Source organism: Luteibacter aegosomaticola, assembly GCF_023078475.1.
In the GTDB taxonomy this organism is placed as follows: Bacteria; Pseudomonadota; Gammaproteobacteria; order Xanthomonadales; family Rhodanobacteraceae; genus Luteibacter; species Luteibacter aegosomaticola.
On record NZ_CP095741.1, the window covers coordinates 507,835 to 526,137 of the forward strand.

An 18,303-nucleotide genomic window follows, 5' to 3' on the forward strand; every position below is an offset into this window, starting at 1 on the left:
CTACAGGGGCCGCGCGTGTAGCGTGCCCACGGTCAGGCCACCCGAGGGATCAAGCGATACCGCGTAGCCGAGGTCCGGCGCGACGAAGGTATTCGCACCCGTCGGCACGAGGGCGGTTCGTGCTGTATCGGGAAGAACGAGAAACCAGGCATCGCCTTCGCGCGCGAGTGTGATCTGGCGGTCGCCTTCGTAATCCTCGTCGTCGATGGCGTAACGGCCCACACGTGCTTCCATGGCTGCTTTGTTCAACTCGCCTTTCGCCACGACGCGCGGCGCGAAACCCTCCCAGCCAAATGCATCCGCCACGGCTTTCGTGAACTCCACATTGAGCCAGCGGCCGTTGTCGCTATCGGTGAGCATGACGACGCCGTCGCCGCTGTCGAGGTACATCACGTACTTGCTCTTGAAGCCGGCGTTGCCGCCCTCGTGCATGAAGTGACGCGTAAGGCCGTCGCCCGAGACGAAAACGCCTAAACCGTAGTGATTTAATCCAGGTTCGAGCATGAGGGCGGCGGCGGCTTTCGAGAAGAATGCCTTCTCGCCGCGATCGCCCTGGCGTACGGCGATAAGCCACCGGGCCAGATCCTCGGCTGTTGTCCATAAGCCCGCCGCTGCCAGCTCGGGATAGGTGTTGGCGCCGCCGGGAATGACATCGCCGTTTGCGGTATGTCCCGAGGCATGGGCGATGCCGGGCGGCAGTGGCTGGGCGAAGCTGCTGTCGTCCATCCCGGCAGGTTTAAGCACGACTCGCTGTATGAGTTCGGCAAACGGCTGCTTCGTGCAGTGTGCGATCGCGAGTTGCGCGACGGTATAACCGCCGCCCGAGTAAGCGTAGGTGCTGCCGGGCGTGGACTCGATGGTGACAGCGGGTGTATTGGAAGGTGGCTGGCCCAGGATGACCTGCTCGGGCGTGGCGGTGGGCGTGCCGGCCGGATACCCAGGAAAACCGTTCACCGTTGCACCCGCGGTATGGTGAAGTAGGTTGCGCAGCGTGACCGGATGCGTCACATCCTGTTTGCCCGGGGGCAGCTTGAGCGGTGCGAGGCACGTGTCGATCGGCGCATCCAGATCGATCAGGTGCTGGTCTGCCAGCGTCGCAGCGAGGCTACCTGTCACACCCTTGCTCAAGGACGCCGCCTGGAACCGCTCTCGGGTGGCAGGCACGCTCACCGTCCCGTCGCTTCGATACGTCGCCGACCACGCGATGCGCCCTTGCTTGATCACCGCCACGCTCATCGTCGGAACGCGGTACCTGCGCATGCGCTCGTAGACATTCCAGCGCACCGGCGCCTGACCGGCGATATCGATCTTCGGACGCAAGCCGTTCTCGATGGCATGGCGTTGCGCTGCCTCGGGCGCCTCGGTAGCCAACGCACCCGTGGCACCGGTGGCCAGGGACGCGGCCAAGGCGAGGCGGCCCAGCGCGTGGCGGGTAGTGCTCATCATGGTGGCCCCTTCGAGACGGTAAGTCGCGCTTGGATGCCTCCTGTGCCCTAACCGTTTAAGGGGCGCCTTGTAGGAGCGCGCTTGCGCGCGATCCGCCGGCAGGCGGCCAGCCTGCGGCAAGCACATCGCGTGCAAGCGCGCTCCTACAGGTGCTTGATCACCATCACCTGGCCCCAGGGCAGTTCCATGAGGGTGTAGCCGCCCTGGCCGCAGTGCTCGGCGAAGCATTGCCGCACGCCGGGGTCGTAGTAGTCGTCACCGATCACGATGCCGCCGGCAAGCATGCGCGGCAGGAAGTAATCGAGCGCCGCGTTGGTGCTGGACACAAGATCCATGTCGAGATGGACGAAGCTGTACCGCTCGTCAGGCACGCCGGTGGTCGATGCGGGAAACCAGCCGGGGTGGAAATGCACGTTCGGATACGGCGCGAGGATGCGCTCGACGAGGCCCATGGTGCCGTGCACTGTGCCGAAGTAGTTGCGAACCTCGGTCGCCGGCACGTCGGACGCGTGCTGTTGTGTCTCGAACACATCGAACAGGCGCAGCGTGGCCTCACCTTTCACCTCGCAGATGAGCCGCGCGCTGCCTCCCTTGAACACCCCGGCTTCGGCCATCGCACCGCCCAGCCGAACGGCGGCACGCACGGCGATCATGATCTGCAACGCCGCGGCATCCGTTAGCAGGATGGCGGTCATCTGCCGCGTCTCGTGGATCGTGCGCAGGTTCGCGTGCCACTCGGGGCCCAGATGGGCCTGCATGGAGCCGCGGCGGGCCAGGGCAGAGCGTAGAAGGGCGCCCGGCTTCAGCTTGTCCTGCCAGCGCTGCGGCCGCGTGGTCGATGCGATGGTTGCCATGGCGCAGAGGTTCCCCGGTTAAATCCGTGGGTGCCGCCCTCACGCGCGAAGGTTGTTGTAGGAGCCCACCCTGTGGGCGACATCTTTCGCCTCACCGCGCAGGCCATGTGGCGTTATCGCGAACGGCGTCGCCCACAGGGTGGGCTCCTACGATTCGTGCGCCGTGCGCCGTGCGTCGTGCGTGGACGTGGCGTCGTGCGTGGCGTCGTGCGTGGGCGTCGTGCGTGGGCAAAAAAAGGGCCCCGAGGGGCCCTTTGTCGAACTCGTGGAACGCGTTGGCTTAGAGCTTCGCGCCCAGCAGTTCTTCCAGCTTGCGCTGGTCCTTGGCGAAGTTGCGGATGCCTTCGGCGAGCTTGTCGGTAGCCATCGCGTCTTCGTTGTGGCCCCAGCGGAACTGGGCTTCGGTGAGCTTGTTCGCCGGCGGCTCGGCCTTCTTGCCGTTGTCCTTGAGGGCAGCGGAAAGCGGCGCATCGGTTTCGTCGAGCTGCTTCAGCAGATCCGGCGCGATGGTCAGGCGGTCGCAACCGGCAAGGGCCTGGATCTGGCCGATGTTACGGAAGCTCGCACCCATCACGATCGTCTTGTAACCGTGGGTCTTGTAGTAATCGTAGATGCGGCGGACCGACTTCACGCCCGGATCTTCGTCCGGTGCGTAGGTCTTCTTATCGGTGTTCTTGACGTACCAGTCGAAGATGCGGCCGACGAACGGCGAGATCAGGAACGCACCCGCTTCGGCGCAGGCCTGGGCCTGTTCGAAGCTGAAGAGCAGGGTCATGTTGCAGTTGATCCCTTCCTTCTGCAGTTGCTCGGCGGCCTTGATGCCTTCCCAGGTGGAGGCGAGCTTGATCAGCACGCGCTTCGGGTCGACGCCGACATCCTTGTACATGCCGATCAGGCGCTTGGCCTTGGCGATGGAGGCTTCCTTGTCGAACGAGAGGCGGGCATCCACTTCGGTCGAGACGTAGCCCGGGACGATCTTCAGGATCTCGCGGCCCACGAGCACCGCCAGGCGGTCGCCGGCGTCGATCAGCTGCTGGGAGCGATCGGAGCTCTGTTCCTTGGCCCACTTAACGGCCTCATCGATGTACGGGGCGTACTCGGGGATGCCAGCGGCCTTCAGCAGCAGGGACGGGTTGGTGGTCGCGTCTTCCGGCTTGAAGGTCTTCATGGCCGACATGTCGCCGGTATCGGCGACGACCTTGGTGAGTTTGCGCAGTTGTTCGAGTTGGCTGGTCACGTTTGCAGCTTCCGTTACCTGTGGGGAAAGAGATTGTCGCGCCGGGGACGGCAGCGGGGATAGGCATCCGATGGTATCGGGTTGCTTGTTCAATATAGGTCGATGGGGTCCACATCAAGGGACCAGCGGACCTTGCGGGCCGATGGCAGGCCCGTAAGGGCGTGCTGCCAGGGCCGCAGGAACGCGTGGAGCCGCGCGCGGGTGGAGGCCTCGACAAGGAGCTGGCCACGGTGCCGGCCCGCACGCAGGGGCATGGGTGCGGGCATGGGGCCGGCCAGGCGCAGGTCACCGGGCTCACCGATGGCGAGATGCGCTTCATGGAGGAAGGCATCCACCTCGGCACGGCCATGCGCGTCCGCCCGCAGCAGTACCTGGTGCGAAAACGGCGGCAGTTCGAGCAGCCGCCGTTCGGTCAGCAGCTCGGCGGCGACGGTCGCGTAACCGCCCCGTAGCAGGCCATGCAGCATCGCGTGGTCGGGATGGTGCGTCTGTAGCAGCACGCTGCCCGGGCGCGCGGCACGGCCCGCTCGGCCGGCCACCTGGACCACGAGCTGGGCCAGCCGCTCGCTGGCACGGAAATCGATGCTGTGCAGCCCTTCGTCCACGCCGACAATCGCGACGAGGGTGAGGTTCGGCAGGTCGTGGCCCTTCGCCAGCATCTGCGTACCGACAAGAATCGCCGGTTTGTCCTCGCGCAGGCCATCCAGGATCTCGCCGAACGCTTCGCGGCGGCGGGTGGTTTCGCGGTCGATGCGTACGACCGGCACGTCGGGGAAGCGCTCGGCCAACGCTTCTTCCAGCCGCTCGGTGCCCTGGCCTTGCGGGCTGAGGTTTGCGGAGCCACACGCCGGGCAGGCCGTGGGCTGCGCTTCGGTGTTGTCGCAGTGGTGGCAAATGAGCCGGCGGCGCCCGGCGTGCAGCGTCATCGGCCGTTCGCAACGCGGGCAATCGGCATGCCAGCCGCAGTCGTAACAAAGCAGGATGGGTGCGTAGCCGCGGCGGTTACGGAACACGAGCGCTTGCTCGCCGCGACCGACGCAGGCGGCGACGGCGTTGACGAGCGTCGGCGACAGGCCGTGATCCAGGCGCTGCGCGCGCATATCCACGATTTGCACGCGCGTCGGCTGCGAGGCGCCCGGGCGGCCACGCAGCACCAGCCGCTTGTAACGGCCGGCATCCACGTTGGCCAGGCTTTCCAGCGACGGGGTAGCCGAGCCCAGCACCACGGGCACACCTAACGCGCGGGCGCGCACCAGGGCGAGGTCGCGGGCGTGGTAGCGGAAGCCTTCCTGCTGCTTATATGAGGGGTCGTGCTCTTCGTCGACGATGATCAGCCCGGCGTTGGGCAGTGGGGTGAACACCGCCGAGCGCGTACCGATGACGACCCGGGCGCTGCCATCGCGGGCGCGCAGCCAGGCCCGGGCGCGGTCGCCCTCGGCCAGGTTGGAGTGCAGCACTTCGATGGCGATGCCCAGCCGTTCGCGCAAGCGGCGCACGGTCTGTGGCGCCAGGCCGATCTCAGGCACGAGCAGAAGCGTTTGCCGCCCTTCGGCCAGCGCCTTTTCGATCAGCGCGAGGTAGACCTCGGTCTTGCCGCTACCCGTGACGCCATCCAGCAGGTAAGGCTGGAATCGGCCCAGGCCTTCGGCCATGGCGGCCACCGCGGCAGCCTGTTCCTCGCTTAGCGCGGGGCCAGGCGCGGGCGTGGCGGGCAACGCGCCTTCCTTCAGCTCGAGCTTCTCAACGAGCCCGGCTTCGATCAGCCTTCGCGCGGCGGCGCGCCAGTCGGGCAGAGCGAACCCCAGTTCGTCGGCGGCGCGCGGGCCGTCATAAAGCGCATCGAGCAGTGCCGCCGAACCACCCTTGCGACTGCGCGCATCGCGCGCCGCACGGCCCTGCTGGGTGAGTGCCCACACCTCGCGCCCGGTAGGCGGCAAGGGCTTGGGCTCGCGCAGCGCCAGGGGCAGGGCGTTCGTCACGGCTTCGCCCGGCGCACCGGCCCAGTAGTCGGCTGCCCAGGCCAGGGTCGCCAGCAACTCGGCGTCGAGCAGGGGGGCTTCATCGAGCACCTCGCTGGCCCGCTTCAGCCGCTTGGCGCCGACGGCCGCCTCGGCGGCCGGGTCGATCACGATCCCGACCATCTCCCCGCGACCAAATGGCACGCGCACGCGCGAACCCGCCCCGGCGACGCCTGCCAGGGGCGGCAGATAGTCGAAAAGGGTGAGCAGGGGAACCGGTAGGGCGACGCGAAGAACGGATGTCATGCGAGGCCTAGTTTAACGAGGTCCAGCGATTTCGCTGGTCAATGATTAACCACAGTGGCGAGGGCTTGGAGGGGAATGACGTCATCCGCGCGAGGAAGCTGGCCTAAGTGCCCGCCCACTGGGGGCTTTCAGGGTTATCCACAAGTGCTGTGGATAAGTCTGTGGATGAGCTTCGGATGGAGCCCCTCCAGGCGCTTGGTTAAGCCACGGCGGTTAGCTTGAACACATTTTAACCAAGCTGAAATATAGCTTGAAATCAACATGTTACAAATGCGACGCCGAGTCGCTTCACTAGACGTCCGCAAAACCTTGACAAAGGCGAAGGGACCTCGCGGCCTGTGTACAACCGCTTGCTGCGTAGGAAAAAATCTTAGTGGGAAATACCGATGACGATGGCGATGGTCAGCGCGAAAAGCAGAAGCCAGAAATAGACGCTGCCTATCAACCAATACTTAAGGATAGTCATTCCCCATCCCTGGCGGTACACCCGCTTCTGCATGATCAGCAGATAGACCGGCATCCAAATCCACACTGCGAACTCGACCAGGCTGATAACGCCCCCGACAAACCCCAGGTGCGGCGCAAGGGCGTTGCGCGCGAAGCCCAGCAGGGTCAGCAGCATGAGGGACAGGAACAGGAAGGCATGGCTGTGCAGGGCAACGATCAGATGCTCCACGTACAGCCGACGCCGGAACACGTAAAACAGCTTCAGCATCAGGGCGAACACCGGCACCATGATGAACATGGTCTGCGGCAGCACACCGAACACGCCTTCGAACATGCGGTGGATCGCTTCCTTCTGCTGTGGGCCGGGGTTGCTGGCCTGGACGAAGTTGAGCTTCAACCGATCCAGCCCCTCATTAAGCCGGGCGTTCACAGCGGTGGGCAACCAGGCGACCTTGAACTGGAGGTCTTCGGAATTCAGGACGTTGGCGTGTTTGAGCTTGATGTCATCCTCGCCGCCACTTCCCGGCTCGGCGATCGGCGGGGCCTTCAGCTCGCTCAGGCGCCTGTTGGCGGCGTCGCGTAGCATTCCCTGAACTGCCGTCAGGCTGGTTTTGACCACCCCCGGCGTATTCGGGTCGGCCTGTGTGGTGAGCATGGAGCGCACCTCACTCCGGTAGATTTCGTGCACTTCGTCCGCCGTGGTCGCCTTGGCCATCTGGCCAAACGTATCGCTATTGCCGCCCTCGCCGTTGCCGAACTTCACCGCGTTAACGGCCAGGTGCATGAAGAAGAACGAGATCAGGCAGAACACGAACATCAGCCGGAACGGCGCGATATAACGCACCCGGCGGCCGGCGAAGTATTCGAGGGTGAGGAAGCCGGGCTTGGTGTAGAGCGGCGGCACGGTATGGACGATGCGCTCGTCCATATGGAAAAAGATGTCGCCCGCGTCCTCCAGCATGTGCGATACCGGCTTGAGCACGCTGTGGATCGACTGGCCACATTCGTGGCAGAACTCGCCCTGGAGCGCGGTTTCGCAATTCGCGCACAGTAAGGCCGGCGACGGCTTGAGTTCGTTCATCCGCTGGTTTCCCCGATTTATCCCCTTCCCCCGCGGATGATGGCATGGCCCCGGGTACAATGGGCGGCCCAAAGCCCTATCTCCCCCCCATGCCTATCGACCGCGCCCGCGCCCGGCGCGAGATCGGCGCCACCACCCGGTTGGCCCTGCCGATCATCGCCGCGCAGCTTTCTTCCGTTGGCCCCAATGTGGTCGACGCGATCCTGGCTGGCCACCAGGGGGCCCATACCCAGGCCTCCGTGGTCACGGGCGTGAACATCTGGGTGCTGGCGATCGTGGCCGGTATCGGCACCATGATGGCGGTACCGCCTACGGTGGCCCAGCTGGATGGCGCGAACCGCCGCGGTGAGATCGGCGCGGTATTCCACCAGGCGCTTTATATCGCGCTGGTGCTGGGCATCGTACTGGGCGTGGCCGTGTGGCATGCCTCGCCGCTCATGGGGCTGTTCCATGTCGTGGAATCGATGCGGGCGGACGTTACGGCATTCCTGCATGCCATCGCCTTTGCCGCGCCTGCGCTTACGGTGTACTTCGCCTTGCGTGGTCTATCGGATGGGCTATCGATGCCGCGTCCCTCCATGTATTTCAGCCTCGGCGGCACCGTGGTGCTGGCGCCGCTGGGTTATGTGCTGATGTACGGCAAGCTCGGCCTGCCGGCGATGGGCGCGCGCGGCAGCGGTATCGCCACGGCTACGGTGCTGTGGCTCGAACTGATCGGCTTCGCTACCTACGTGTTCCTGCACCGTAACTATCGCGATCTCAACCTGCGCCAGCGCATGGCGCGGCCCGACTGGGTCCAGATCCGCCAGCTGCTGCACGTGGGCCTGCCCATGGCCGTGACCCTGCTGATGGAAGCAGGGCTGTTCGTCGCCGTGGCACTGCTGATTGGCCGGCTGGGCGAAACCGTCTCGGCTGCGCACCACGTGGCGCTCAACGTCGCGCAGGTCGCCTTCATGATCCCGCTCGGCGTCTCCATGGCGATCACCGTGCGGGTGGGCAACGCCGCCGGGCGCCGCGATGCGCAGGGCGTCCGCTATGCCGGCCTGTCGGGCCTCCTCCTTGTCCTTTTCACCCAGCTGTTTTCGTCCGGGATCATGGTGCTGCTGCCCACGCAGATTGCGCAGCTCTATACGAGCGACGCGGCGGTGGTGGCCACGGCCGCGCAGCTCATGCTGCTCGCGGGCGTCTTCCAGTTCGCCGATGGCATCCAGGTGGCCTCGAACGGCGCCCTGCGTGGGCTCAAGGACACCCGGGTGCCCATGGGGCTGACCATGTTCGCGTACTGGATGGTGGGCATGCCCGTGGGCTGGTACCTCGCCTTCGACCGGGGGCTGGGCGCACGCGGGATGTGGATGGGCCTGGTGGCCGGACTCACCGTCGCGGCGGTGCTCCTGTTCGCAAGGTTCTGGCGGACCAGCGGCCGCGCCGACTGGCCCGCCGACGTAGGTAGCGATCCCCTGCCATTCCACACGTGATGCCGACGGGGCAACGCGCTACGCTGCGCGTAACCTGGAAGGAACATCCACGATGCCGGATCCGCTGAACACCACGCCGCCGCCCCTGCCCGGACGCCCCTCGCCCGTGCCGCCGGTACCGCCGCCCCGCCGCAACGGTTTCGGCCGGTTCCTGCGCGGGCTGGGCCGTGGCCTGAACATCACGCGGCTCGTCATCCTCAACGTGCTGTTCTTCGGCGTGCTGGGTGTGTTCTTCCTGCTGGTCTTCGTGGGCCACCGCAGCGAGCAGATCGCGGACAAGACGGTGCTCGTCATCGCGCCCGATGGCGCGCTGGTGGAGCAGTACAGCGCCGACCCGGTATCGCGCGCGTTCTCGCGCATGTCGGGCGACGGCGTGAAGCAGGTGCAGGTGCGTGACCTCGTCCGCGCGATCGATAGCGCGACCAAGGATGATCGCATCAGCCGCATCCTGCTCAATACCGACAAGCTGCAGGCCGGCGGCTTCGCCGCGCTGCGCGAAGTCGGTGCCGCGCTCGATCGCTTCCGTGCCGCCGGCAAGCCGGTGATCGCCTGGGGTGCGAACCTGGAGCAGGGCCAGTACTACCTGGCCGCGCACGCCGACAAGATCTACATCGATCCGCAGGGTGGCGTGATCGCCACCGGCCTCGCGAACTACCGCCTGTTCTACAAGGATCTGCTCGACAAGCTCGGCGTGCAGGTGCACCTGTTCCGCGTTGGCCAGTTCAAGAGCGCGGCAGAACCCTTCATCCTCGACCATGCCTCGCCGGAATCGAAGGAAGCCGATGCGTACTGGCTGGGTGGCCTGTGGGGTACCTGGATCGACGAAGTAGCGAAGCTGCGCCATCTTGATCCGGCGGCGCTGCGCGGCGATGTCGATGGCCTGGCGGAGCGCGTCCGCGATGCCAAGGGCAGCCTCGCGCAGCTCGCGGTTGATGAGAAGCTGGTCGATGGCATCGCTACCGACCAGCAAGTGGTCCAGATGCTGCGCAAGCAGGGTGTGCCAGCAGGCGCCAAGGACATCGGCTTCCGCCACGTCGAGCTAGGCACCTATCTCTCCGATCGTGGTCTCGGCACCGTGGATATGTTGCAGACCGGTCCGGGCGTTGCCGTCGTCGTGGCTGAAGGCGAGATCACCGGCGGCAAGCAGGCGCAGGGCACGATCGGTGGCGATTCCACCGCTGCACTCATCCGTAGCGTGCGCCACGATAAGCGCACGCGCGCGCTGGTGTTGCGCGTGAACTCGCCGGGTGGCGAGGTGTATGCCGCCGAGCAGATCCGCCGTGAAGTCGAGCTCACCCGTGAGAGTGGCATTCCGGTCGTGGTTTCGATGGGTGACGTGGCGGCCAGTGGCGGCTACTGGATCTCGATGAACGCCAACCGGATCTACGCCGAGCCGAATACGATCACCGGTTCCATCGGCATCTTCGGCATGTTCTATACGGTGCCCGATACGCTGGCGAAGATCGGCGTGAAGAGCGATGGCGTCGGCACCAGCCCGCTCGCGGGTGCGTTCGATGTCACTCGCCCGCTCGATCCGAAGGTCGGCATCCTCATCCAGAGCATCATCGACAAGGGCTACCGCGATTTCGTCGGTGGCGTGGCGCGTGCGCGCGGCAAGGATTTCGCCGCTATCGATAACATCGCCCAGGGCCGCGTGTGGACCGGTGAGCAGGCGATGCAGCGTGGTCTCGTCGATAAGCTGGGTAGCCTTGATGACGCCATCCGCGATGCGGCCGAGATGGCTCAGCTGAAGGGCGACTTCAACGTGCGTTACGCCGAGAAGCCGATGGGTGCGTTCGAGCGCTTCCTCACCAGCGTAGGCGACAGCACCGAGGCACGTGTCGCCGTGTCGTGGGGCTTCCAGCTGCCGTCATGGGTGGCGGAACTGCCGAAGCTCGCGCCGGAGTTCGCGCTGTTCCGCACGGCCGAGGCGGGCAAGCCGCATGTTTACGCTTACTGCTTCTGCTCGCCGCGGTAGTTTCATCGCTTACTGCGTCTGATCGTCGATGGCTTTCCGCTGGTCAGCGGCTTGCTTGTCGACGGTCTTCTGCACGTCCTGCGCTTTCTTCTTCTGTGCCTCCATGCTGTCCCACGGGGTTTCCACGTGGGCCTGGGGCGCGGGCGGGGCCTGGTCGGGCTGGGGTGGCTTGGAGCAGGCGGCACAGGTGGCGATCAGCGCCAGTGGCAGGGCGTAACGAAACATGGGCGGGCTCCCCTTCAGTCAGGCGGTGAGTCTCCCGCCCCGTGGCCCTCAGCGCAATCGCGCGTCGTAGAAACCGTCGACCCGCGCCACTTCCATCTGCCAGTCGAAAAGGGCGGAAAGGTGCTCGTCCGCGAGCAGTTCGTGCTTTGGGCCCTGCGCGTGCAGCGCTCCGTCGCGCAGCATCACCACATGGCCGATCTCCGGCACGATCTCCTCGACATGGTGGGTGACCAGGACCAGCGTCGTGCCCTCGCGAGCTAGCTGGCGCAGCAGGTCGAGGAAGCGGCGGCGCGTACCCGGATCGAGGCCTGCGCAGGGCTCATCAAGCAGCACGGCGCGCGGCTGGTGGACAAGCGCGCGGGCGATCAGCACGCGGCGCGCCTCGCCCGTCGATAGCGTCGAAACATCGCGCGTGGCCAGCTTCGCCGCGCCCACGCGCTCCAGCGCCTCCTTGGCCCGCGAGCGCATCGAAGCATCCACCACGTGATCCAGGCCCAGCGTCATCGAGGCGAAGAAGCCCGAGATCACCGTATCGATGGCCCGCTCGTGCGTGGCTTCGAACTCGCGGCGCAGGTCGGAAGAGACCACGCCGAGCAGGCTACGCAGCTCCGCGACGTTCCAGCGGTCGCGGCCGAAGATCCGCACCACCGGTGTCCCGTCGTCGTGTACCAGCGGATAAAGCCTCCGTTCCACCAGTTTCACCAGCGTCGATTTGCCCGAGCCGTTCGGGCCCAGGATCGCGGTGTGCTGGCCCTGCGCGATATCCAGCGAAAGGCGGTCGAGGAGGGCGCGCCCATCCCGCAGGACAGTGGCACGGTCGATGGAGAGCAGCGGGGTCGTGGCATCCATGCCCCCGAGCATACGGTACGATCGGCGCATGGAGGACTATCAGATGCATCCACGACTGGCCGCCTGGCGGCTCGATGGCCGTACGGCCCTGGTCACCGGCGCGAGCAAGGGCATCGGCCTGGCCTGTGCACGTGAGCTCGCCCTGCTCGGTGCCGACGTGCTCATGGTGGCGCGCGATGAAGAAGCGCTCGATGAGGCCGCGCAGGAACTCGCGGATGAATGCCCCGAGGTCGATATCCTGGCGATGGCCGCCGACCTCACCGACCCGGAAGACCGCCTCGCCGTCTTCGACTGGATCAACGACATCGGCATCGAGCTCTCGATCCTGGTGAACAACGTCGGCGGCAACGTCGTGAAGTCCACGCTGGCGTACACCGAAGACGACTACCGCGGCGTCTTCGAACTCAACGTGTTCTCGACGTACGAGATGTGCCGGCTGGCGCATCCGCACCTGGTTGAGCACACGCAATCTGCCATCGTGAACATCGGCTCGGTCTCCGGCATGACGCACGTGCGTACCGGCTCGCCCTACGGCATGAGCAAGGCGGCGATTCACCAGCTCACCCGCAACCTCGCCTGCGAATGGGGCGAAGATGGCATCCGCGTCAACGCCGTCGCGCCGTGGTACATCCGCACGCAACGCACCGATCCCGCGCTGGCCGATGCGGACTACCTCGATGAAGTGCTGGACCACACACCCATCGGCCGCATTGGCGAGCCGGAAGAAGTCGCGGGCGCCGTGGCGTTCCTGTGCCTTCCTGCATCCAGCTACGTCACGGGGCAGGTGCTTGGCGTGGATGGCGGGTTTCTGAACCACGGCTTCTGACTAGCCGCAACCCTGCAGCTGCGAACGAAGTTGTGCATCCTTCGCATCCAGCGGCGCACGCTCGCTCTTGAACGCATTGCGGATCGCTTTCTGATTCGCATCGTTCTGGTCGCGCAACGCCGCGCAGGTTTCGCCGGGCGACATCGGGCGGCACTCGTCGCGCACCCACACATAGTTGCTCGTGGCCACCGCTGCGGCGTTGCCCTTGCCGCGGTTGAGTTCCGGGAAGGACGACACGGCGGCGTTGCGGCTGCCGTAGGTGTTGGCCAGGCCATTGTCGACGGCGCCGAGCACGCCGAGGGGCGCGGCGTAAGCATCAGGATGCCCGTTGCTGCTGGTGTAGGTTTTGCCATCCGTCGCGCGGACGCACAGGTACATCGTCGGTAACGGTGCGGCGGGGCGCGGCGGTGTTTCGTCGGTGACGGTGAGCTGCCCCGGGGCAGGCGTGGGCATCGGGGCCACGTGCCCGTCGGCCGGCGCCGAGTCGGTGAGCTCAAGCACATCCTGGTGCTGCTGTTTCGTGCAGGGCGTCTGCTGGTAGATCGTCTGGCCATTGGCCACGCATTTGTATACGGTCTCCGCTCGCGCCGCCGACCAGGGCAGCGCGAGCATCACCACAACGAGCCAGGCCATTTTCACGATCAGAAGTCCGCCACGTGCTCTTCGGACGCGAAGCCCAGGGTCATGGCGCCCTCACCGACGTTCACCATGCCGGTAATGCTCATCGGCGTCTCCAGCATTTCCACGCCCGCGTCGCCGCAGATGCGGGTGAGGGCCGTGTAACCAGGCAGGTTGCGCATGTCGTCCAGGTCGCCGCCATAGCTCAGGGTGAGCGAAGGCACGAGCAGGCCGGCCTGCACGCGCTTGGCGGTGTACTCGAACAGGGTCTGCGCGCCGTGTTCAAAGCCACGGACCTTGCCGACCGGCCCGGTCTCGCCGCGGTAGCCGCGCAGGATCGGTTTGATATCGAGCGCGGTGCCGAGCATGGAGCTGAGGAAGCTCACGCTACGGTCGCCCTTGCTGCGGGCGCGTGAGCGCAGGTAGTTCAGGTCACGCGGCAGCATGTAACCGTACGAGCAGTCGGCGATATGCGCTGCGCGTTCACGCACTTCGGCGGGCGACTTGCCCGCCTGGATCATGCGCACGGCTTCGGCCACGGCAGGTGCCGAGCCGGCGAAGATGTTGCGGGTGTCGACCACGCGCATGAGGAACGGGCCACTAACGCCGGCCGCTTCGCGCACGGGACGGTAATTCTTCAGGATGCCGAAGCTCGCCTTGATCACGTTGTCGTGGATGGGGCTGCGCGTCGCCATGATGGTCAGGCACACCACGCAGTCGTAATCCTTCACCAGGCGATTGAGGAACAGGTTCTGCACGTCCTCCACGCTGCTGGCTTCGGTTTCGGCCGAATGACTCTTGCTGCCAAGGTTCTGGTTACGGAAACGAAGGATTTCCGAAGGGTCGCGGTCGTCCTTGAACTTCTGGTTATCCACCTTCACGGTGATCGGCATCACGGCGATGCCATTGCGTTCCACGAAGTCCTGCGGCACGTCGACGGCCGCATCAATTGCCACACCGATCCGCATCGGGTCGTACCCCCATCCTGTCAGGCCCGGCAAGGCCTGGCGGCATGCCGGGCACCCATTGCGCCCTGCCCACTCCGCTGTCGGCGGATGCTACACTTGCGCGAATGAATTTGGCATCTTGCCGGCGTGGCGTCGCCGGTAACCGCGCCGGCCAGGCCTGCCAGGCCCGCCCCTTGCCGGCGCATCGGCACCGGGTTCCCCATGAAAACCAAGAATGAAATCACCACCAACTGGCTGCCGCGCTATACGGGCACGCCACTGGATGGATTCGGCCAGCACATCCTGCTGACCAACTTCGGCCATTACGTCGAGCGCTTTGCCGAGGAAAACGGCGTCGAAGTGCGCGGCCGCGACCGGCCCATGCCCAACGCGACGGCCGATGGCATCACCCTGATCAACTTCGGCATGGGCAGCCCCAATGCCGCCACGGTCATGGACCTGCTCAGCGTTATCCAGCCGCAGGCGGCCCTGTTCCTGGGCAAGTGCGGTGGCCTGAAGCGCAAGAACGCCATTGGCGACCTGATCCTGCCGATCGCGGCGATCCGTGGCGAAGGCACCTCTAACGATTATCTTTTGCCGGAAGTGCCTGCCCTGCCGGCGTTCCAGCTGCAGCGCGCGGTTTCCACGATGATCCGCGACCTCGGCCACGATTACTGGACGGGCACGGTGTACACCACCAACCGCCGGGTGTGGGAGCACGACGAGGCCTTCAAGGAATACCTGCGCAAGACCCGCAGCATGGCGATCGATATGGAAACCGCCACGATCTTCGCGGCCGGCTTCGCCAACCACATCCCCTGCGGCGCACTGCTGCTGGTTTCCGACCAGCCGATGATCCCCGAAGGCGTGAAGACCGAAGCCAGCGACGCCACGGTGACGGCGCAGTTCGTGGAGAAGCACATCAAGGTCGGCGTGGAAGCGCTGAAACTGGTGCGCCGCCACGGCCGCAGCGTGAAGCACCTGCGCTTCGAGGGCGAGAACGAGTAAGCGCTAGCCCCGCCGATGCGCGGGGCGGAGTAGCCACGCCGCGCCCTGGCTGATGGCCAGGCACGCGGCCAGTCCGATCAGCCACGGCTGCCGCAGGCCGTCGAGTGAGCGCACGTCCAGGGCGATGAACACCGCGCCCCCTACGACCAACGCGACCAGCAGGGTGCCGATCAGCCACGCTTCGAGCCGGGCAGGCTGCTGCAACGCCTTGCGCCGCACCTGGGCCATCGTGGCGACGCGTTCGGCGAAGTCGGGCGGTAGTGCCGGAGCGTCCGCCTGGGAGGCGACCCGGGCAACGGCGGCGTAGGGGCCTTCGCCCCGCTCCTGGGCCTGCCATTCGCGCTCGGCGGCCGGCTGCTTGCCGAAATCGATGTCTTTCATGGTGCAGTCACTCCCATGCGGGATTCGAGTTCGCCGCGCAGGCGCAGGCGGGCCCGGAACAAATGGCTCTTGATGGTACCCGTGGCCATGCCAGTCACCTGGGCGATCTCGGCGATCGAGAGTTCATCCAGATGGTAAAGCGTGAGCACGGTGCGCTGTACCGGGGGTAACAGTTCAATGGCGGCATGGAGGAGGGCATCCGCCTGGTCCTGGCCCAGGCGCCCCTCCAGGTCGAACCCATCGCCCACGTTCTCGACGAAGGCTGTGCCGTCGTCATCCTCGCCCAGATCCACGATGTCGATCCGCTTGCGTTCCAGGTGGCGCAGGGCCATGTGGTAGGCCACCCGGCCGATCCAGGCCCGCAGCGGGCTCTCGTAGCGGAACTGGTGCAGGGTGCGGTGCACCCGCAGGAACACCTCCTGGCAAAGCTCGGCGGTGTCCTCCGGCTGGCGCACCATGCGCTGCACGATATGCCAGCAGAGGCCCTGGTACGTCCGGACCAGGCGCGCGAACGCACCTGGCGCGTCCGCCAGTACGGCCTCTACCAGGGCACGGTCCTCGGTCATCTCGCGATATCGTCCATGCGGATCATGGATACGCCCTCCCGGCGAACGGTTGCAGTGCAACCACCCCGGGGTTGCCCGTATCCATGATGCCAAGACCACCCGCTCAACAGGAGCCCCGCCATGAACGCTGTCGAAGTCCTCGTCCCCATCACGCTCTTCATCTCGATAGCGCTCGTGATCAAGTGGATCGTCGATGCCCGCTTCCGCCACAAGATGGTCCAGTCGGGCGTGACGGGCGACCTGCAGCGCCAATGGTTTGAGGAAGAACTCAACCAGCGCCGTCAATCGGCCCTGCGCTGGGGCACCGTGCTGGTCCTGCTGGCCGTCGGCTTCGGCATCATCCAGGTCTCCGGCTGGGATGAAGTGAACCCCGGCGTCGTCGCCGTCCTCGCCGCCTGCACGGGAATCGGCAACCTCATCTACTACGCGATCTCCCGCCGCGAAGACAAAGCCATCGCTCGGTAACCCTCCCGTGTAGGAGCGCGCTTGCGCGCGATGGGCCTTGCCTCGAGCACCCATCGCGCGCAAGCGCGCTCCTACAGGGGGTTGAGGTACGCTCTGCCTTTTCTGGTGGCGAAGGGGCACACCATGCGGCCTGTGCATATCCTGTTGGGTGTCTTCGTGACGCTTATCTGGGGTAGTAATTTTTCGGTGATCGAAGTGGGCCTGCGCGCGCTCGATCCCTTCGTACTGACGACGCTGCGGTTCGTGTTCACGGCCTTGCCGCTCGTGTTCTTCGTACGCAGGCCCCGCGAGGTGCCGCTATGGGCGATGGCGACCTACGGTGTCTTGTTCGGCGCCGGCCTGTGGGGTGTCGTGAACCTGGCCATGTCGCAAGGGATGTCGCCGGGGCTGTCGTCGCTGGTGCTGCAGTTCACAGCGTTCATCACGGTGATCCTGAGCGCTGTGGCGTTCCGGGAGCCGGTGAAGGCCCCGCAGGTGATCGGCATGGTGCTGGGCGTGGGCGGCCTCATCGCGGTGATCCACGCAGCCCCCGGCACCGCGAGCACGGTAGGGACGGTGCTGGTGTTGCTCGCCGCCTTGAACTGGAGCCTGTGCAACCTGCTGGTGAAGCGCTTCCGTCCGCCCGACATGCTGGCCTTCGTGGTCTGGACCAGCGTGTTCGCGGTCCCCGCGCTGGTCGTGCTTACCCTGTTGGCGAAGGGGCCGGCCGTGTTTGAAAGCGTCCCGGCCTCGCTCACCTGGGCCGCCACGGGCTCCGTGCTTTTCCAGGCGTACATCACCACGATCTTCGGCTACGCCGTGTGGAACCACCTGATGAAGACGTACCCGGCGTCGTCGGTCGCACCGCTGTCGCTGTTGGTTCCCGTCTCCGGCATGGCCACGTCGTGGCTTGCGTTCGGCGAGCGCTTCCCGCCCACCGTCTGGCTCGGCGTGCTCATGATTCTCGCCGGCATCGCTGTCTTTGTTCTTGCGCCGCGCTTTAGGCGAGCGGCTGCGATGTAAGCGCACACAAGAAGATCCTTCGCGCAAAAGCGGGGCGGCACGGCAGGTGCACGGCAGTCGGTTCATTCGCTGGCGCGAATGCGTGTTTTGAGCGGCTGGCGCCGCCTTAGGCTGGGGGTTTGTTTGGGGTCGGGAGCGGTCAGGGCCTTGCGGCCGCCAGTCGCGGACCTTCGGACCGGGCCGTAGGTATCCTTTTCGCGAAACGCGTGACGTTGCGCGGCCCTCCGCTCATGTCGGCCGCAAGGCCCTGACCGCCCCCGAGTCCACACGTGTCGTTGCGTGGGGCACAAGCCTTTACGCCGAAGCGCGGCGTCCTGTCGGCAGAGCCACTGCACGCCGCGAGCTCTCCTGCAATCAACCTCAACGCTGGGGGCGCGGGTGGGCAGGCCTTGGGGGCCGACATGAGCGGAGGGCCGCCAAAGGCTTCGGCTATCGCGATAACGGCGCTACGGCCCGGTCCGAAGGTCCGCGACTGGCGGCCCCCAAGGCCTGCCCACCCGCAGCTTCCTCAACCGCTCAAGGACGAGGCGGCGTAAGCCGCTCAACACATGCATTCGCGACAGCGAATGAACCGATGCACAAAAAAAGCCGCCCGGGTGAGCGGGCGGCGATCTGGGGAGGCTCGCAAGGCGGC

General features: G+C 65.9%; 17 protein-coding genes. 6 read left to right on the forward strand and 11 right to left on the reverse strand.

What is annotated here, in order from left to right:
• The 5 genes from L2Y96_RS02260 to L2Y96_RS02280 all read right to left on the reverse strand — a co-directional run bounded on the left by L2Y96_RS02260 (position 1) and on the right by L2Y96_RS02280 (position 7,329).
• On the reverse strand, positions 1-1,446 hold the full coding sequence (locus tag L2Y96_RS02260) for a serine hydrolase domain-containing protein (RefSeq protein WP_247331606.1): 1,446 nt from the start codon (positions 1,444-1,446) through the stop codon (positions 1-3).
• Positions 1,447-1,589: 143 nt separating this feature from the next.
• Complete coding sequence (locus L2Y96_RS02265) at positions 1,590-2,300, reverse strand: TylF/MycF family methyltransferase (protein ID WP_247331608.1); 711 nt, start codon at positions 2,298-2,300, stop codon at positions 1,590-1,592.
• Positions 2,301-2,580: 280 nt separating this feature from the next.
• Positions 2,581-3,537 carry a transaldolase gene (gene tal / locus L2Y96_RS02270; RefSeq protein ID WP_247331610.1) on the reverse strand — a complete coding sequence of 319 codons (957 nt, stop codon included), beginning with the start codon at positions 3,535-3,537 and terminating at the stop codon, positions 2,581-2,583.
• Between the two features lie 89 nt (positions 3,538-3,626).
• Positions 3,627-5,801 (reverse strand): primosomal protein N', encoded by a 2,175-nt coding sequence (locus L2Y96_RS02275; protein ID WP_247331612.1) that lies wholly within the window; start codon positions 5,799-5,801, stop codon positions 3,627-3,629.
• Between the two features lie 370 nt (positions 5,802-6,171).
• Entirely contained in the window at positions 6,172-7,329 is a 1,158-nt protein-coding gene (locus tag L2Y96_RS02280; RefSeq protein ID WP_247331614.1) for a DUF3667 domain-containing protein, read from the reverse strand.
• A gap of 89 nt (positions 7,330-7,418) precedes the next feature.
• Between L2Y96_RS02280 and L2Y96_RS02285 the strand changes: the two genes are divergently transcribed.
• Both L2Y96_RS02285 and sppA read left to right on the forward strand, forming a co-directional pair.
• Positions 7,419-8,804, forward strand: a complete 1,386-nt coding sequence (locus L2Y96_RS02285; RefSeq protein WP_247331616.1) for an MATE family efflux transporter — start codon at positions 7,419-7,421, stop codon at positions 8,802-8,804.
• A 52-nt stretch (positions 8,805-8,856) separates the two neighbouring features.
• Positions 8,857-10,782, forward strand: coding sequence for a signal peptide peptidase SppA (gene sppA / locus L2Y96_RS02290; RefSeq protein WP_247331618.1), 1,926 nt, complete (start codon positions 8,857-8,859; stop codon positions 10,780-10,782).
• 9 nt (positions 10,783-10,791) lie between these two features.
• Here sppA and L2Y96_RS02295 read toward each other — a convergent pair whose 3' ends face one another.
• On the reverse strand, positions 10,792-11,007 hold the full coding sequence (locus L2Y96_RS02295; protein WP_247331620.1) for a hypothetical protein: 216 nt from the start codon (positions 11,005-11,007) through the stop codon (positions 10,792-10,794).
• Between the two features lie 48 nt (positions 11,008-11,055).
• Positions 11,056-11,886, reverse strand: coding sequence for an ABC transporter ATP-binding protein (locus tag L2Y96_RS02300; RefSeq protein ID WP_247331622.1), 831 nt, complete (start codon positions 11,884-11,886; stop codon positions 11,056-11,058).
• A 13-nt stretch (positions 11,887-11,899) separates the two neighbouring features.
• Here L2Y96_RS02300 and L2Y96_RS02305 point away from each other — a divergent pair, with 13 nt between their 5' ends.
• Positions 11,900-12,682, forward strand: coding sequence for an SDR family oxidoreductase (locus L2Y96_RS02305; protein ID WP_247331625.1), 783 nt, complete (start codon positions 11,900-11,902; stop codon positions 12,680-12,682).
• Here the strand turns inward: L2Y96_RS02305 and L2Y96_RS02310 are convergent, their stop codons facing one another.
• The gene (locus L2Y96_RS02310) at positions 12,683-13,315 is read right to left on the reverse strand and encodes a DUF4124 domain-containing protein (RefSeq protein WP_247331627.1); all 633 of its coding nucleotides are present in this window, start codon (positions 13,313-13,315) and stop codon (positions 12,683-12,685) included.
• 8 nt (positions 13,316-13,323) lie between these two features.
• Entirely contained in the window at positions 13,324-14,268 is a 945-nt protein-coding gene (locus L2Y96_RS02315) for a DegV family protein (protein ID WP_247331628.1), read from the reverse strand.
• 201 nt (positions 14,269-14,469) lie between these two features.
• On the opposite strand from L2Y96_RS02315, the gene L2Y96_RS02320 reads away from it, so the two are divergent.
• Complete coding sequence (locus L2Y96_RS02320) at positions 14,470-15,255, forward strand: AMP nucleosidase (protein ID WP_247331630.1); 786 nt, start codon at positions 14,470-14,472, stop codon at positions 15,253-15,255.
• 3 nt (positions 15,256-15,258) lie between these two features.
• On the opposite strand, the gene L2Y96_RS02325 is transcribed toward L2Y96_RS02320, so the two are convergent.
• Both L2Y96_RS02325 and L2Y96_RS02330 read right to left on the reverse strand, forming a co-directional pair.
• Positions 15,259-15,636 (reverse strand): hypothetical protein, encoded by a 378-nt coding sequence (locus tag L2Y96_RS02325; protein ID WP_247331632.1) that lies wholly within the window; start codon positions 15,634-15,636, stop codon positions 15,259-15,261.
• Complete coding sequence (locus L2Y96_RS02330; RefSeq protein WP_247331634.1) at positions 15,633-16,202, reverse strand: RNA polymerase sigma factor; 570 nt, start codon at positions 16,200-16,202, stop codon at positions 15,633-15,635. The genes L2Y96_RS02325 and L2Y96_RS02330 overlap by 4 nt, the downstream gene beginning before the upstream one ends.
• A 120-nt stretch (positions 16,203-16,322) precedes the next feature.
• On the opposite strand from L2Y96_RS02330, the gene L2Y96_RS02335 reads away from it, so the two are divergent.
• Both L2Y96_RS02335 and L2Y96_RS02340 read left to right on the forward strand, forming a co-directional pair.
• Positions 16,323-16,667, forward strand: coding sequence for a DUF6249 domain-containing protein (locus tag L2Y96_RS02335; protein ID WP_247331635.1), 345 nt, complete (start codon positions 16,323-16,325; stop codon positions 16,665-16,667).
• A gap of 123 nt (positions 16,668-16,790) precedes the next feature.
• Complete coding sequence (locus L2Y96_RS02340) at positions 16,791-17,669, forward strand: EamA family transporter (protein WP_247331637.1); 879 nt, start codon at positions 16,791-16,793, stop codon at positions 17,667-17,669.
• Positions 17,670-18,303: the final 634 nt, after the last annotated feature.

What these genes read in the sequence shown, in the direction of transcription:
- L2Y96_RS02295 (WP_247331620.1), bottom strand. Translation starts at nt 11,007, where the DNA reads ATGTTTCGTTACGCCCTGCCACTGGCGCTGATCGCCACCTGTGCCGCC.
- L2Y96_RS02310 (WP_247331627.1), bottom strand. Translation starts at nt 13,315, where the DNA reads ATGGCCTGGCTCGTTGTGGTGATGCTCGCGCTGCCCTGGTCGGCGGCG.
- L2Y96_RS02330 (WP_247331634.1), bottom strand. Translation starts at nt 16,202, where the DNA reads ATGACCGAGGACCGTGCCCTGGTAGAGGCCGTACTGGCGGACGCGCCA.
- L2Y96_RS02305 (WP_247331625.1), top strand. Translation starts at nt 11,900, where the DNA reads ATGCATCCACGACTGGCCGCCTGGCGGCTCGATGGCCGTACGGCCCTG.
- L2Y96_RS02285 (WP_247331616.1), top strand. Translation starts at nt 7,419, where the DNA reads ATGCCTATCGACCGCGCCCGCGCCCGGCGCGAGATCGGCGCCACCACC.
- L2Y96_RS02275 (WP_247331612.1), bottom strand. Translation starts at nt 5,801, where the DNA reads ATGACATCCGTTCTTCGCGTCGCCCTACCGGTTCCCCTGCTCACCCTT.
- L2Y96_RS02340 (WP_247331637.1), top strand. Translation starts at nt 16,791, where the DNA reads ATGCGGCCTGTGCATATCCTGTTGGGTGTCTTCGTGACGCTTATCTGG.
- L2Y96_RS02335 (WP_247331635.1), top strand. Translation starts at nt 16,323, where the DNA reads ATGAACGCTGTCGAAGTCCTCGTCCCCATCACGCTCTTCATCTCGATA.
- sppA (WP_247331618.1), top strand. Translation starts at nt 8,857, where the DNA reads ATGCCGGATCCGCTGAACACCACGCCGCCGCCCCTGCCCGGACGCCCC.
- L2Y96_RS02300 (WP_247331622.1), bottom strand. Translation starts at nt 11,886, where the DNA reads ATGCGCCGATCGTACCGTATGCTCGGGGGCATGGATGCCACGACCCCG.
- L2Y96_RS02265 (WP_247331608.1), bottom strand. Translation starts at nt 2,300, where the DNA reads ATGGCAACCATCGCATCGACCACGCGGCCGCAGCGCTGGCAGGACAAG.
- L2Y96_RS02280 (WP_247331614.1), bottom strand. Translation starts at nt 7,329, where the DNA reads ATGAACGAACTCAAGCCGTCGCCGGCCTTACTGTGCGCGAATTGCGAA.
- L2Y96_RS02315 (WP_247331628.1), bottom strand. Translation starts at nt 14,268, where the DNA reads ATGCGGATCGGTGTGGCAATTGATGCGGCCGTCGACGTGCCGCAGGAC.
- L2Y96_RS02260 (WP_247331606.1), bottom strand. Translation starts at nt 1,446, where the DNA reads ATGATGAGCACTACCCGCCACGCGCTGGGCCGCCTCGCCTTGGCCGCG.
- L2Y96_RS02325 (WP_247331632.1), bottom strand. Translation starts at nt 15,636, where the DNA reads ATGAAAGACATCGATTTCGGCAAGCAGCCGGCCGCCGAGCGCGAATGG.
- L2Y96_RS02320 (WP_247331630.1), top strand. Translation starts at nt 14,470, where the DNA reads ATGAAAACCAAGAATGAAATCACCACCAACTGGCTGCCGCGCTATACG.